This is a genomic window from Nonomuraea solani (assembly GCF_900108335.1).
Taxonomy (GTDB): domain Bacteria; phylum Actinomycetota; class Actinomycetes; order Streptosporangiales; family Streptosporangiaceae; genus Nonomuraea; species Nonomuraea solani.
In genome coordinates, this window is the sequence record NZ_FNVT01000006.1 from 66167 (window position 1) to 79572 (window position 13406).

At 68.9% G+C, this 13406-nt stretch carries 13 protein-coding genes; 5 read left to right on the forward strand and 8 right to left on the reverse strand.

Annotation, left to right across the window (positions count from 1 at the left end):
- Positions 1–819 carry a MaoC family dehydratase gene (locus tag C4V41_RS23160; protein ID WP_103958028.1) on the forward strand — a complete coding sequence of 273 codons (819 nt, stop codon included), beginning with the start codon at positions 1–3 and terminating at the stop codon, positions 817–819.
- Here C4V41_RS23160 and C4V41_RS23165 read toward each other — a convergent pair whose 3' ends face one another.
- A complete protein-coding gene (locus tag C4V41_RS23165) occupies positions 820–1431 on the reverse strand; it encodes a TetR/AcrR family transcriptional regulator (protein ID WP_103958361.1) in 612 nt (203 codons plus the stop codon).
- A gap of 91 nt (positions 1432–1522) precedes the next feature.
- On the opposite strand from C4V41_RS23165, the gene C4V41_RS23170 reads away from it, so the two are divergent.
- Positions 1523–2677, forward strand: coding sequence for an acyl-CoA dehydrogenase family protein (locus C4V41_RS23170; RefSeq protein ID WP_103958029.1), 1155 nt, complete (start codon positions 1523–1525; stop codon positions 2675–2677).
- Positions 2678–2815: 138 nt separating this feature from the next.
- On the opposite strand, the gene C4V41_RS23175 is transcribed toward C4V41_RS23170, so the two are convergent.
- The 4 genes from C4V41_RS23175 to C4V41_RS23190 all read right to left on the reverse strand — a co-directional run bounded on the left by C4V41_RS23175 (position 2816) and on the right by C4V41_RS23190 (position 5233).
- A complete protein-coding gene (locus C4V41_RS23175; RefSeq protein ID WP_103958030.1) occupies positions 2816–3067 on the reverse strand; it encodes an SCO4226 family nickel-binding protein in 252 nt (83 codons plus the stop codon).
- Between the two features lie 66 nt (positions 3068–3133).
- A complete protein-coding gene (locus tag C4V41_RS23180) occupies positions 3134–4261 on the reverse strand; it encodes a thiolase C-terminal domain-containing protein (RefSeq protein ID WP_103958031.1) in 1128 nt (375 codons plus the stop codon).
- The gene (locus C4V41_RS23185) at positions 4258–4665 is read right to left on the reverse strand and encodes a Zn-ribbon domain-containing OB-fold protein (protein WP_103958032.1); all 408 of its coding nucleotides are present in this window, start codon (positions 4663–4665) and stop codon (positions 4258–4260) included. The genes C4V41_RS23180 and C4V41_RS23185 overlap by 4 nt, the downstream gene beginning before the upstream one ends.
- A gap of 55 nt (positions 4666–4720) precedes the next feature.
- On the reverse strand, positions 4721–5233 hold the full coding sequence (locus C4V41_RS23190; protein ID WP_146103749.1) for a VOC family protein: 513 nt from the start codon (positions 5231–5233) through the stop codon (positions 4721–4723).
- Between the two features lie 346 nt (positions 5234–5579).
- Between C4V41_RS23190 and C4V41_RS23195 the strand changes: the two genes are divergently transcribed.
- Genes C4V41_RS23195 through C4V41_RS23205 form a run of 3 tightly spaced genes read left to right on the forward strand, consistent with a single transcriptional unit; the run spans position 5580 to position 7147 of the window.
- Entirely contained in the window at positions 5580–5774 is a 195-nt protein-coding gene (locus C4V41_RS23195; RefSeq protein ID WP_103958034.1) for a hypothetical protein, read from the forward strand.
- Positions 5771–6733: a ferritin family protein gene (locus C4V41_RS23200; protein ID WP_103958035.1), complete on the forward strand. Its 963-nt coding sequence runs from the start codon at positions 5771–5773 to the stop codon at positions 6731–6733. Before C4V41_RS23195 ends, C4V41_RS23200 begins: the two co-directional genes overlap by 4 nt.
- A gap of 3 nt (positions 6734–6736) precedes the next feature.
- A complete protein-coding gene (locus tag C4V41_RS23205) occupies positions 6737–7147 on the forward strand; it encodes a hypothetical protein (RefSeq protein ID WP_103958036.1) in 411 nt (136 codons plus the stop codon).
- Between the two features lie 324 nt (positions 7148–7471).
- On the opposite strand, the gene ettA is transcribed toward C4V41_RS23205, so the two are convergent.
- The 3 genes from ettA to C4V41_RS23225 form a co-directional block, all read right to left on the reverse strand.
- The gene (gene ettA, locus C4V41_RS23210) at positions 7472–9136 is read right to left on the reverse strand and encodes an energy-dependent translational throttle protein EttA (RefSeq protein WP_103958037.1); all 1665 of its coding nucleotides are present in this window, start codon (positions 9134–9136) and stop codon (positions 7472–7474) included.
- An 833-nt stretch (positions 9137–9969) separates the two neighbouring features.
- Positions 9970–11121: a sensor domain-containing diguanylate cyclase gene (locus C4V41_RS23215; RefSeq protein ID WP_235030363.1), complete on the reverse strand. Its 1152-nt coding sequence runs from the start codon at positions 11119–11121 to the stop codon at positions 9970–9972.
- 1511 nt (positions 11122–12632) lie between these two features.
- Positions 12633–13340 carry a single-stranded DNA-binding protein gene (locus C4V41_RS23225; protein WP_103958040.1) on the reverse strand — a complete coding sequence of 236 codons (708 nt, stop codon included), beginning with the start codon at positions 13338–13340 and terminating at the stop codon, positions 12633–12635.
- Positions 13341–13406 lie beyond the last annotated feature (66 nt).

Genomic DNA, 13406 nt, shown 5'->3' on the forward strand with positions numbered 1-13406 from the left:
ATGCCACTCGACCACTCGCTGGTGGGCGTCGAGGGCCCGTCGTACGAGCACACGTGGACCTCGAAGGACACCATGCTGTACGCGCTCGGCGTCGGCGCCGGCCTGTCCGAGCTGGAGTTCACGACGGAGAAGGAGCAGCGGGTGCTGCCCACGTTCGCGGTGCTGGCGGCGCAGGCGCCGGGGCGGCGGCTGGGCGACTTCGACCCGGCCCTGCTGGTCCACGCCGAGCAGGGCTTCGAGCTGCACCGCGAGCTTCCGGCGGCGGGCGGCGTGCGGACGACCTCGAAGGTGACCGGGATCTACGACAAGGGCTCGGGCGCGCTGGTCACCACCGAGGCCACGGCCGTGGACCTGCGTACGGGCGAGGTGGTGATCTCCTCCCGCGGCGCGGCGTTCATCAGGGGCGAGGGCGGGTTCGGCGGCGATCGAGGGCCGCGCGACGAGTGGGCCGCGCCCGACCGCGCGCCCGACCACAAGGTGACCTATCCGACCCGGCCGGAGCAGGCGTTGATCTACCGGCTGTCCGGCGACTACAACCCGCTGCACAGCGACCCGGAGTTCGCCGCCAGGGCCGGGTTCGACCGGCCGATCCTGCACGGGCTGTGCACGTACGGGGTGACCGGGCGGGCGCTGCTGCACACGGTGGCGGAGTCGGATCCGGCGCGGTTCAAGGCGATGTCGGGGCGGTTCACCAGCCCGGTGTTCCCCGGCGAGTCGCTCACCGTGTCGATCTGGGCGAACGGGACGGACGTGCTGTTCAGGACCGCCAAGGACGACGGGACCGTGGTCATCGACCGGGGGCGGGCGACGATCGGCTGATCAACCCTCATCCAGCACCTGGAGCGGGTCGAGGCGGCGGATCAGCGTCATCGCCGCCTCGGCGACCTCCCTGGCCTCCTCCTCGGTGTCGGAGGTGGCGACCTCGCGGGCGGCCTCGCCGATGATGCTGGTCAGCGCGGCCACGGTGAACCGGTCGAGCGGGTCGCCGCCGGCGCCGAGGAGCACGGCGTTCTGACGCACCCACTCCCGGCCGCGCGTGCGGCGGATCAGCTCGAAGCCGGGCGGACCGTCGCCGTCGATGAACAGCCTGACCAGGTCGCGCCGCTCCCAGGCGCCGTCGAGGTAGGCGCGGGCGCCGGCGATCAGCAGCTCGACCGGGTCGGTCACACCCTCCTTCTTGGCCTTGGCCACGCTGGCGGCGGACGCCTGCTCGTGCGCGGCCTGGTGGTCCTCGTAGAGGGCGAGGAACAACTCGGTCTTGCCGCCGAAGTGGTGGTAGAGGCTGCCGACGCTGGAGCCGGCGCGGGCGACCACCTCGGAGACGCTGGACTCGGCGAAGCCGTGCTCGCCGAAGACCTCGCGAGCCGCCTGCAGCATGCTTTTGCGGGTCTGGGCCGTACGGCTCCACTCCCACGAGGACTTGCGTGCCATGACGACCATCGTAGCGCGACCCGATTCTAGAATCAGATTCTGACGAATGCTATCCTAGAGATATATTCTAGAAACTGCCTGGGAGGCGGCTGTGGACTTCTCGCTCACCCCTGAGGAACGGCAGATCCGCGACACCGTCCGATCCTTCGTCGAGAAGGAGGTCATGCCGCTGGAGGCCGAGGTGCTGCGCAACGAGCGTGAAGGCCGCCCCGGTCTCGGCCCCGACGTCCTGCGCGACCTCCGCGCCAAGGCCAGGAAGTCCGGCTTCTGGGGCATCAACACCCCCGAGGAGTACGGCGGCGCGGCGCTCGGCCCGATCATGTCCGCGATCATCGCCATGGAGATGGGCCGGACCTTCGTGCCGTTCACGTTCGGCGGCAGCGCGGACAACATCCTCTACGCGGGCACCGACGAGCAGAAGCGGCGCTACCTGCTGCCGACCATCGAGGGCGAGCGCCGCTCCTGCTTCGCGATCACCGAGCCGGGCGCGGGCTCCGATGCCCGCAACATCCGCACCCGCGCCACCCGGGACGGCTCCGAATGGGTCATCAACGGGGAGAAGACGTTCATCACGGGCGGCAGCGAGGCGGACTTCGTCATGGTGTTCGCCGTGGCCGAGCCCTACGGGGTGACCTGCTTCCTGGTGGACCGGGACATGGGATGGACGTCCGAGCCGATCCCCACGATGGGCGAGTGGGGGCCGGCCGCGCTGGTGTTCCAGGACGTACGGGTGCCCGAGGAGAACATCCTGGGCGAGCTGGGCAAGGGCTTCGAGCTGGCCATGGAGTGGATCGGCCAGGGCCGTTACATGATCCCGGCGCGGGCCATCGGGTCGGCCGAGCGCATGCTCCAGATGGCCATCGACTACGCCAAGATCCGCAAGTCCATGGGGCAGGCGATCTCGGAGTACCAGGCCGTCCAGTGGATGATCGCCGACTCCCAGGTGGAGATCGAGGCGGCCAAGTGGCTGACGCTGTACGCGGCGTGGCAGGTCTCGCGGGGCATGGACGCGCGGCACGCCTCCTCGATCGCCAAGCTCAACGGGGCCGTGATGGCGAACCAGGTGGTGGATCGGGTGCTGCAGATCCACGGAGGTATGGGCTACACCAAGGAGCTGCCGATCGAGCGCTGGTACCGGGAGCTGCGCCTGCTGCGGATCTTCGAGGGGACCGACGAGATCCAGCGGCGCACCATCGCCCGCAATCTGATCAAGGGGCACGCCCGGCTCGGGCTCATCGGGGAGTGAGGCGCATGACGGTCGGGGACCTGTTCAACCCTGGAGATCGCGTCACCGGGTCCCGGGGCGAGGCTTTGGACGCGCTGGTCGTCCGGCGTTGAGCGCGGCACCCGCGCCTCGGTGCGGGTGCCGCTTTTCGCTTCCCGGTTATTCGATCTCGACCGGGAGCTCGTAGATCTCCGTCGTGGGGTGCCCGGCCTTCTCGTGTACGCGCAGCACCGCCTCCTTGGACGGCCCGGACGACAGGCAGAACACCTTGCCCGAGTCGGGGTCGAGCCAGGCGCGCTCGAAGTGCACGCCCTCCGCTTCCTCGATCGCCAGGTCGCGCTCATGCGCCGCCCGTAGTTGCTCCTCCGTCGCCCCCACGAATCCGCTGTGCACATCCATGAACTTCGGCATCGCGAATCCCCTCCTCCTGCGTCAGGTATGCCCTCGTCAGGAAAGGCGTTCCATTCCGTTCCATTGTCACGCCGGACGGCCGGCCAGGACCAGGGTCGCGGCGGAGGCGAACATCCCTCCGTTGCCCAGGACGACACTCACCTCCGCGCCCGGCACCTGGGCCGCCGCCTCGCCGCGCAACTGGCGTACCGACTCCTGGATGGCGAACATGCCGTACATCCCGGTGTGCGTGTACGACAGGCCGCCGCCGTTGGTGTTCATGGGCAGGCTGCCGCCCGGTGAGGTGTGGCCCTCGGCGATGAACGCCCCGGCCTCGCCGCGGCCGACGAAACCCAGGTCCTCCAGGCCGTAGATGGGCACGTGGGCGAAGGCGTCGTACACCATGAGGTGGTCGACGTCCGCGTGGCCGATCTTGGCCTCGGCGAACGCGGCCTCGCCCGACAGCCGGAACGCCTTCGAGGTGGTGAAGTCCTCCATCTGCGAGATGATCGGCGACTCGGCCGCCTCGCCCGAGCCCAGCAGGTAGACCGGCGAGCGGCGGGCCAGTTCCTCCGACGTGACGATCAGCGCGCCGCCGCCGTCGGTCACCAGGCAACACTCCAGCAGGTGGAACGGGTAGGCGACCAGGCGCGAGGCGAGGACGTCGTCCACCGTGATCAGGTCCCGGTACATCGCGCGCGGGTTCAGGTGGGCCCAGCGCCGCTGCGCCACCGCTACCTCGGCCAGTTGCTCGTGCGTGAGGCCGGTCTCCTTCATGTAGCGCAGCGCGGTGATGGTGAACGACGTCGCAGGCCCCGTCATCCCGTACGGCAGCTCGAACTGCCCCAGCAGCGAGTCCGGCCCCATCCCGAAGCGCCCGGCCCCGACGCGCGACCTGCCCGACTCCCCATGGGTGATCAGCACCGTACGGCACATTCCGGCGCGGATCGCCGCGGCGGCGTGCCGCACGTGGAACAGGAACGACGAGCCGCCCACGCCCGTGCCGTCCAGCCAGGCCGGGGTGATGCCCAGGGCGTGGGCGATCTGGATCGGGCCGGGGGTGCCGACCGTGGCGACGCCGTCGATGTCGTGCTTGGTCATGCCGGCGTCGGCGAGCGCGTTCCTGGCGGCCTCCAGGTGGAGTCGCAGGGTGGAGTGGCCGGGGAGGCGGCCCACCTCGTCGGTCTCGGCGGCGCCCGCGATCACGATGCTCATCGGGCGCCTCCGGCCGGTTCGAAGAGCGGCACGCAGACGTCGCCGCGCCGCTCGAACACCACCCGCAGCTCCATGTCGAGCGGCAGGTTCTCGGGGAGGTTCTCGATTCCGACGATGTTGCTCATCATGCGCACGCCCTCCGCCAGCTCCACGACGGCGATCGCGTACGGGGCCTCGTCCTCGAAGCCGGGCGCGGGGCGGTGGTTGATCACGTAGGAGTAGAGGGTCGCGCGGCCGCTGGCTCGCACCCATTCGACCTGGTCGCCGCCGCAGTGGGGGCAGCTCGGCCGCGGGTAGAAGTAGTGCCGCTCACACGTCTGGCAGCGCTGGATCCGCAGCTCTCCCGCGGCCGTGCCGTCCCAGAACGGCCGGGTCTCGGGTGTTGGCCTAGGTGCCGGCTTCATCGGCCTCCCCCATCTAGTTCTAGAATTACACTCTAGATCTAGGGTTCGCGGGGACTCAAGGGCTGGGCACGCCGTTGCCGTTCCTGCCCCGGCCGCTCAGCACCTCCTCCAGGGCCGGGCGCGGCTCACCCGGCTCGCGCGGGCCCGGCTGGGCGAGCTGGATCAGCACACCGTGGGCCTCCTTGGGGTGCAGGAACACCTCCTGCCAGCGGGAGTCCGACCGATTGAGTCCGTGCAGGCGGTAGCCGCGGCCGGTCAGCCTGGCCACGGCCGCCTGGAGGTCGTTCACGTGGAAGTTCAGGTGGTGGACGCCGCCCCTGCCCCTGGTGAGCTCGAAGAAGCTGTCGAAGAACGTCGATCCGGCCAGCGGCTCCATCAACTCGACCTTGTTCCCGTTGGCGTAAGTGAGCTGCAGCGTGCGGTATCCGGCGACCCGATGGTCACCGCCGCCGCCCAGGTGCCGACCGCCGAGCAGATCGTGGTAGACGGGCAGCAGATCCCTGATCCGGGGAGCGGCCACGGCCGTGTGATCGAAGGACACTTCGAGGCCGTCCAGTTGCAGGTCCACGCGGGGCTCCTCACGCTGCGGCAATCCTAGAATTTCATTCTAGCCTCTTGACGTTCTCGATTGATCCGCGACTTCTCGCCGCGGCTGGGCGGGCCCAGGCGTTCGGCTGCTGGACCTGGGGACCCGGCGGCGCGAACATCCTGGCGGCCGCCATCGCCGGCCTGTCCCCCGAGCCGCGTGCCAGGATCCAGCGGGCCGCCACCCAGGTCGTGGACCTCACGCGGCCGCTGTTCGGCCGGCGCGCGGTTCGGCGGCTCGCTCGGGGCCGCCTATGCCCCCTGGATGGCCAACTACTCCGAGGACGCGGAGGACGCCGGCCCGCGGCTGCGGGGGATCGCCTGGGGGGTTGTTCGGGTTCCTCACCAAGAGCATCGCGGTGGTCGTTCCGCACGTGGTGGCGGCCACCGGCTGGCAGACGTGGCTGTTCGTGGCGCCGGGTTGTCTGGTCCTGTTCATCCCGGCGATCGTGCTGTTCAATGGGCCGTGGCGGCGCGCCGCCCGCACTCCAGCCGCAGTCGCCATCGGAGAGGCGGAAAGTTGACCAACCCGTCCTTCCCCGCGTTATCCCTTGTAGCCGACTCCGACCTGGCGGGGATTGGCGACCTCGACATCGACGACGTGCTCACCTACCTGCACCGCGATCTCAAGCGCCTGCCCGGCTACATGGACCTCTACCGGCGCTACCTGCGCCAGCGGTGGGACGTCTACGAGCTGGACTTCTCCCAGGACCTCGTGCACTGGCGCGAGCGTATGACGCAACGGGAGCGCGACGCGTTCGTGGCCATCTCCGCCGGGTTCCATCATGGGGAACGGCAGGTGGAGGTGGAGCTGCCGGTGTTCATGATCGGCGGCTCCGAAGAGTCCAAGATCTACATGTCCAGCCAGATCGAGGACGAGGCCCGGCACACCGTGTTCTTCGACCGCTTCTACCGCGAGGTCGTCGGCCTGCCGGGCGACTCCGTGCAGGAGGTGCTGGACGCGTCCTTCGCGCACGTGTCGGAGACGTTCGTGGGGCCGTTCGGGTTGCTGGCGTACCAGGCCGACGAACTGCGCAGGGACCCCGAGGACGCGGCCGCCCGCGTACGGTACGGCACCACCTACTTCCTCTGGATCGAGGGCGTGCTGGCGCTGTCCGTCATGAAGATCACGCTGACCTACTGCCGGCAGCGCGGGCTCCTGCCCGGCTACTACACCGGCTTCACCGCCACGTGCCGCGACGAGGCCCGGCATGTCCAGTTCGGGATGCGGTTCCTGCGCGACTCCGTACGGGAGGATCCCCGGCTGCTGCTCCAGATCCACGAGACACTCCGTACGATCCTGGCCATCAACAGCGCCACCAGCCGGCAACTCGAACTGGAGTCGCTGGGCTGGACGCCGGAGGAGGTCAAACGGCTCATGATCCGCCAACTGCGGATGAAGCTGTCGGACGTGGGCATCGCGATCCCGCCGGACATCCAGGAGAAGATCGACCGCATCGAACCGGAGCTCGCCGGAGGCTGACGCATGCGCTTCTTCACCCCGGAGTGGGCCGAGGCCGCCCGTGCCGCCGTGGACGCCGGTCCCGTCCAGGAGGGCAAACTGCCGTCGTATTGGACCTGGATCGAACGAGCCCGCACCGGTTACACGGCCACGTGGGCACTGGGGGTGCGGGAGACGGGCGCCTACCTGGTGCTGACCTGGAAGGACGGCAAGTGCGTCGAGGCGGAGATCACCTCCGACCCGGCCGCGGCCGACTTCGTGCTGGCGGCCGGGGAGACCACCTGGGCGGACCTGCGGAACGGGGGCGACCCTGGGCGGGCGGTGATGTATCGGGGGGTGCGGCTTGAGCGGGGGGAGGTGCTGGCGTTCTTCCGGGTCATCTACTTCTTCATAGAGTCCCTCGCCACCCTGTCCCGCATCCCCGCAGCAGCTTAGAAGCCCACCCGTCGAAGACACCACGAAGAACGCTTCCCTGCCACACCGAGAGGCGCCTCCCTGGCGCACCGCAGAGATCGGCGCACCTCGACCAGCGCCGCCTGACGGGGCGATGCGGTCACTCCGCGACCAGCCAGACCCCCAGCAGAGCGTCGTCACCGCATCAACCGACGACAGGGCGGCGGCCCATCACCGACCACCCAGACGGCCAACGATCCAGCCGTAACGGCGGCCGACCCTGTGCGGGTCAGCCGCCGTCACCCTGGAGGCCCTCAGCCACGGACGCCGGGTGGCGTGCCGCCGGCCTGCCGTACAAGATGAAAATCAGTCGCGGTGCAGCTTCCGGTAGGTGACGCGGTGGGGGCGGGCCGCGTCGGCGCCCAGGCGCTCGACCTTGTTCTTCTCGTAGTCCGCGTAGTTGCCCTCGAACCAGAACCAGTTCGAGCCTTCCTCCCACGCCAGGATGTGGGTGGCGATGCGGTCGAGGAACCACCGGTCGTGCGAGGTGATCACCGCGCAGCCCGGGAAGTCGAGCAGCGCGTTCTCCAGCGACGACAGGGTCTCGGTGTCGAGGTCGTTGGTGGGCTCGTCCAGCAGCAGCACGTTGCCGCCCTGCTTGAGCGTGAGCGCCAGGTTGAGCCGGTTGCGCTCGCCGCCCGACAGCACGCCGGCCTTCTTCTGCTGGTCGGGGCCCTTGAACCCGAACGCCGCGATATACGCTCGCGACGGCATCTCCACGTTGCCGACCTTGATGTGGTCGAGCCCGTCGGAGACGACCTCCCAGACGTTCTTGCTCGGGTCGATGCCGCCACGGCTCTGGTCCGCGTACGAGATCTTGACCGTGTCACCGACCACGATCGCGCCGTCGTCGGGCGTCTCATTACCGGTGATCATGCGGAACAGCGTGGTCTTGCCGACGCCGTTGGGGCCGATGATGCCGACGATGCCGTTGCGCGGCAGGTCGAACGTCAACTTCTCCATCAGCAGCCGGTCGTCGAACCCCTTGGTCAGCGCGTCGGCCCTGATGACCGTGGTGCCCAGACGCGGGCCCGGCGGAATCTGGATCTCGTCGAAGTCCAGCTTGCGGTATTTGTCGGCCTCGGCCGCCATCTCCTCGTAGCGCTGGAGACGGGCCTTGCTCTTGGTCTGGCGGGCCTTCGGGTTGGACCGGACCCACTCCAGCTCGTCCTCGAGGCGCTTCTTGCGCTTGACGTCCTTCTGGCCCTCGACCCTGAGCCGCTGGGTCTTGGCCTCCAGGTAGGTGGAGTAGTTGCCCTCGTAGGGATAGGCCCGGCCGCGGTCCAGCTCCAGGATCCAGTTGGCCACGTTGTCGAGGAAGTAGCGGTCGTGGGTGACGGCCAGCACGGTGCCGGCGTACTTCTCCAGGTGCTGCTCCAGCCACTGCACACTCTCGGCGTCGAGGTGGTTGGTGGGCTCGTCGAGCAGCAGCAGGTCGGGGGCCTCAAGAAGCAGCTTGCACAGGGCGACCCGGCGGCGCTCACCACCGGACAGCTTGGTCACCTCGGCGTCGGGCGGGGGACAGCGCAGGGCGTCCATGGCCTGCTCGAGCTGACTGTCGAGGTCCCAGGCGTTGCGGTGCTCAAGCTGGTCCTGCAGCTTGCCCATCTCTTCCAGCAACTCGTCGCTGTAGTCGGTGGCCATCTGCTCGGCGATGTCGTTGTAGCGCTGGAGCATCGCCATCGTCTCGGCGACGCCTTCCTGCACGTTGCCGAGGACGGTCTTCTCCTCGTTGAGCGGCGGCTCCTGCTGGAGCATGCCCACCGTGAAGCCCGGCATGAGTTTGGCATCACCGTTGGACGGCTGCTCCAGGCCGGCCATCATCCGGAGCAGCGTCGACTTGCCGGTGCCGTTCGGCCCCAGGACACCGATCTTGGCTCCGGGCAGGAACGACACCGTGACGTCATCAAGGACAACCTTGTCGCCGTGCGCCTTGCGCACGCGCTGCAGCGTGTAGATGTACTCCGGCATGTCCTCTAGCTTAGGGGCTCCCAACCCAGGCTTCCGCCGCTCCTCCCGACAAGCCCTTGTACGCCACCGCGCCCGGCCCTCCGCTCCCTCACCCCTCTACTCCCCCCAGCACCTTCCCCCTCACAGGCAGCTCCCCTCAAAGCCCCTCCACCCCACAAACCACCCTGCCCTCGTACCACCTCGCCCCGAAGCACCCCGGCGAAGGACCGATGCCGCTAGGAGGCGAGGCCAGAACGTAAGGCCAGGACGTGAGGCCGGGACGTGAGGCCGGGACGTAACGCCAGGACCTGTGGCCGGGACGCGAGGCCAAGACCTGTGGCCGGAAGGTGCGATCAGGACGTGAGGCCGGAAGGCGCGGCCAGGACCTGAGACGAGGACGTGGGATCAGACCTGGGGCCCCGAGCATGGGCCCAGGCACGGGGCCTGAGCACGGGGCCAGGCACGAGGCCTGAGCACGGGCCCCAGGCATGGGGCCATGCTCCGAGCCAAGGCATGGACCGGAGCATGAGCCCAGGCACGAGATCAGTGAGTGACGGATCAGAGGGTGCGAGCCAGAGGGTGCCGGGCCCGCAGGTGGTGGACCCGAAAGCGGCGCACTCGAAAGCGGGCAGCGGATCCGAAGACGGCGCAGCCGGTCCGAGTGCGGCGCAGCCGAAAGCGGTGGCGGACCCGCGGAGGGCAGACCCGCCAGCAGCGGACGCGAAAGCGGCGGAAGACCCGCAGACGGCGGACCCGAGTGCGGTGGCGGGCCCGCGGACAGTGGGTCCGAAAGTGGTGGCGGGCCCGAGTGGACGGGCCTCGATGAAGGTGGGCGGAGGGCCGGAAGTGGCGGGTCAGGGGGTGGGGTCGTTGGGGAGGGGGCGGGGTGGGAGTTGGACGGCGGGGATGCAGATGCGGTCGCGGCCCAGTTCTTTGGCGCGGTAGAGGGCCAGGTCGGCGGCGGTCAGCAGGTCGATGAGGTCGTCGCCGTGGACGCTCATCAGCGCCACCCCGGCCGAGATCGTGATTCTGATGAGGGTGTCGTCGACGGGGATGGCCATGTGACCGATGCGATTGCGCAGACGTTCGGCGACCCGGCGGGCCTCGTCTATGTCGGCGCCGGGCAGGAGGACGACGAACTCCTCACCCCCGAAACGCCCCACCACGTCGTAGTCGCGTAGCTGGCTGCGCAGTGTCGAGGCCACCCCCACAAGGACCTGGTCGCCCACCAGATGGCCGTGGGCGTCGTTGACGCGCTTGAAGTGGTCGATGTCGATGATCAGTAGCGCCAGGGTGTCACCGGTGCGGCGGGCACGGACTATCTCGGTGTCGGCCTCGCGCTGCCAGGCGGCGGCGTTCAGCAGACCGGTCTTGGCGTCGGTACGGGCCGCCGCCTGGAGCTGGGCGTGCAGGAGGCTGCGCTGCAGCAGCACCACCGGCGGCAAAGCGAGGATGAGCAGGGCCAGGTTGAGCCCGCAGCCGATCGACACCGTGACGCCCAGGCAGAGCTCCACGATGTCCAGCAGCACGCTCTCTCTGTTCCACAGAACCTCCCGCCAGGTCATGTCGGGGTCGGCGGTGTGGGCGGCGATGGCGATGAGGGTGATGTTGAGCAGGGAGAACAGTACGGCGGCCGCCACCGCGACGAGGATCGGCGGCCCACTCCCCTGCGACAGCACCCATGGGTCATCGACGAACAGATGGAACACGACGGAGGCCGTGCACCCGGCCAGGCCGATGGCCGCCGAGCTGAACACCCTCCGGTAGAGCACCGTCGCCCGCACTCGCACCTGGAGCAGGATCTGCAGCACGATCGGGGCAAAAAGGGCATAGACCGGCGGCAGGAGCAGCGCCACCGGCAACCACCAAGCGGACAGCAGGTCACGCGAGACACCGGCGGGCATGCCCAGACGCCTGGTGGCCTCGATGCACACGGCGCCACAGCCCATGAGGGCGCCGAACGTGAGCGCGTCCCGCCAATGGAAATCGGTCGACGCCGTGAACATCACGATCGCAGCGACATCAAGCGCCACGATCGCGCACAAGTAGACCACAAGCGGACGGCGTTGCCCGAGCAACGGCCAGCGGCCAGCAAGAGTTGACACACCGTCGCGAGACTTGATCGAGGCGTGACTGGTCACCGCCATCCCGTCCCCTCCCTGACTAACGATGTGTAACACAATAATTGCGGAGTGTGCGTTGTGCGATGGGAACCGCTACGTTGGCAATGACTACACCTGCTCACTCCACGAGCGGGCCGTGCTGGAAAGCCGTGCTGGAAAGGAGCAGCCATGGTGCGGGGCGTGACCTGGACCTGACAGATGCTCTAGCCATCTGCCGTGGGCAACACACCATCGGTCGTCCCTCGGGGTGAATAACGGGACCTGGCCGATGCCCCCTCCCCCCTCCTCCTGCCCGGCTCTCCGCGCTCCTTTCCCGTCCGGTGTCGACAACGACGGGTGAATATCGGCCGTCGTCGACATCCGGCTCTCCTGCTCTTCCTTCTGCCGCTCGTGGTGGATCTTCAACGTCTCTTCCTGAGGAAACGTCTCTTCTTTGAGGAACGCCTCTTCCTGAGGGCCTGACAGCCTGCTACTCGGATCGCCGTGACTCCGGGCTGCGATCTCGACTGCGGCCCCTGCCGCAGTCTCGGCCCCAACCCGGGCTGCGGCTTCAATCCCAGCCCTGTGCTGCGACTCCATGCTGCGGCCGTGGGCCGTGGGCCTTGGGCCTTGGGTTGCGGCCGTGGGTGGCGGCCGTGGGTGGCGGCCGTGGGTGGCGGCCGTGGGACTTGGGTTGCAGCCTTGGGTGGCGGTTGCAATCTCGACTGCGGCTGAGGTTGAGGGTCTGATCTCGGCCCCAAGCTGCGGCCGTGGCCCCGGGCTGAGATCCCGACCGCGCCCTGCCGCGACCCTGGCCCTGACCCGACCGCACTGCGGCTGCGGCTGCGGCTGCGGCTGCGGCTGCGGCTGCGGCTGCGGCTGCGGCTGCGGCTGCGGCTGCGGCTGCGGATCGTCGCCGTTTGGGTTGCGCCCTCGCAACACTTCCCCCGGGCTCCAGGAACAATCCGCCGGCCCCGAGCCCGGTTTCCGGGATTGTCTCTTTCGGCCGCCGACCGGCTTCGGGCCTGGGGTTAGGGGTGTCTGGAGTCTCGGGGTCTGGGGCAGTCACTGGCTCGGGGTCCTAGCACGGTCACCGCCTCGAATCCAGGGCGGCCACTGCCTCCTCGGGTCCGGGGTCGGTCACCGCCTCGGGTTCAGGGCGGCCGGTGCCTCGCGTCCAGGGCGACCGGTGGCCTTGCTTCTTGGCCGGTCGCTGGCCACGCCGGTCGCCGGCCTCGGTCTAAAGCGGTCATTGCCCTCGGGTCTGGCTGGCTGGGGTTGGCGTCGTTGGTCTGCGTGACTGATGGTCGGCTTCCTGTTGGAGTTGGGAGGTTTCTGGCCCGTGGGGCTGGGGCTCTTTGATGGAGGCTGAGGGGGGAGGGGCACCGGGTTGGGGTGGTGCCCCTCTTGGAGGGCTATGCCGCTGCGGGTTCTGGCAGCAGCTCGGGCTCGGCGTCCTCAGCCTCGGCGTCAGTACTTGGGTTGCCCGTCGGGTCGGCTTGCTCGGCGCCCAGGATTCGTACCGTGTCGTCCGTTGTCCTCAGCGGGCGTACGGTGCCGTTCTCGGCCGGCCCCGATGTCGGTGCGGTGCCGTCCAGGGCTTGGGACGTTTCGTGGTCGGCGCCCAGGATGTGGACCGTGGTGTCCTCGGCAGCCGGTTCGTGGCGGGTGAGGCCGCGGAGGTTGCGAGTGCCCATGGCCCAGTCGCGGGTCTCCTCGTCGAGCCGGTCGCGCATCTCCTTGCTCATCGAGCCCACCCCGCCGCGTTCGGGCTTGCTGAAGACGTTGGTGCCCCAGCGGAGATCGTGGCCGACCGAACTGGCCTCTATCTCGGGCATGAAGCGGCGATCTCCGTCAACGCCGAACTCCCGGATGCGCAGCCTGCCCGACACCACCACGGGATGGCCGGCCCGTACGGAGGTGGCGACGTTTTCTCCCAAGGCGCGCCAGCAGCGGACCGTGAAGCAGACCTTCTCCCCGTCCGTCCACTGGCCGGTCTTCCTGTCGAAATAGCGGTGTGAGGTGAGGACCTTCAGTGAAGTGACCTTCGTGCCTTCGTCGAAGCTGTATTGCCTCGGCTCTGCCGCGACGTTGCCGGTGAGCGTTATGTAGATGTCGTTCATCCCGTGCCTCCCATGTGGCGGGCCGGCTGCCCGCGGTCTGGGGAACACGGTGCCGTGGGAGGGCGG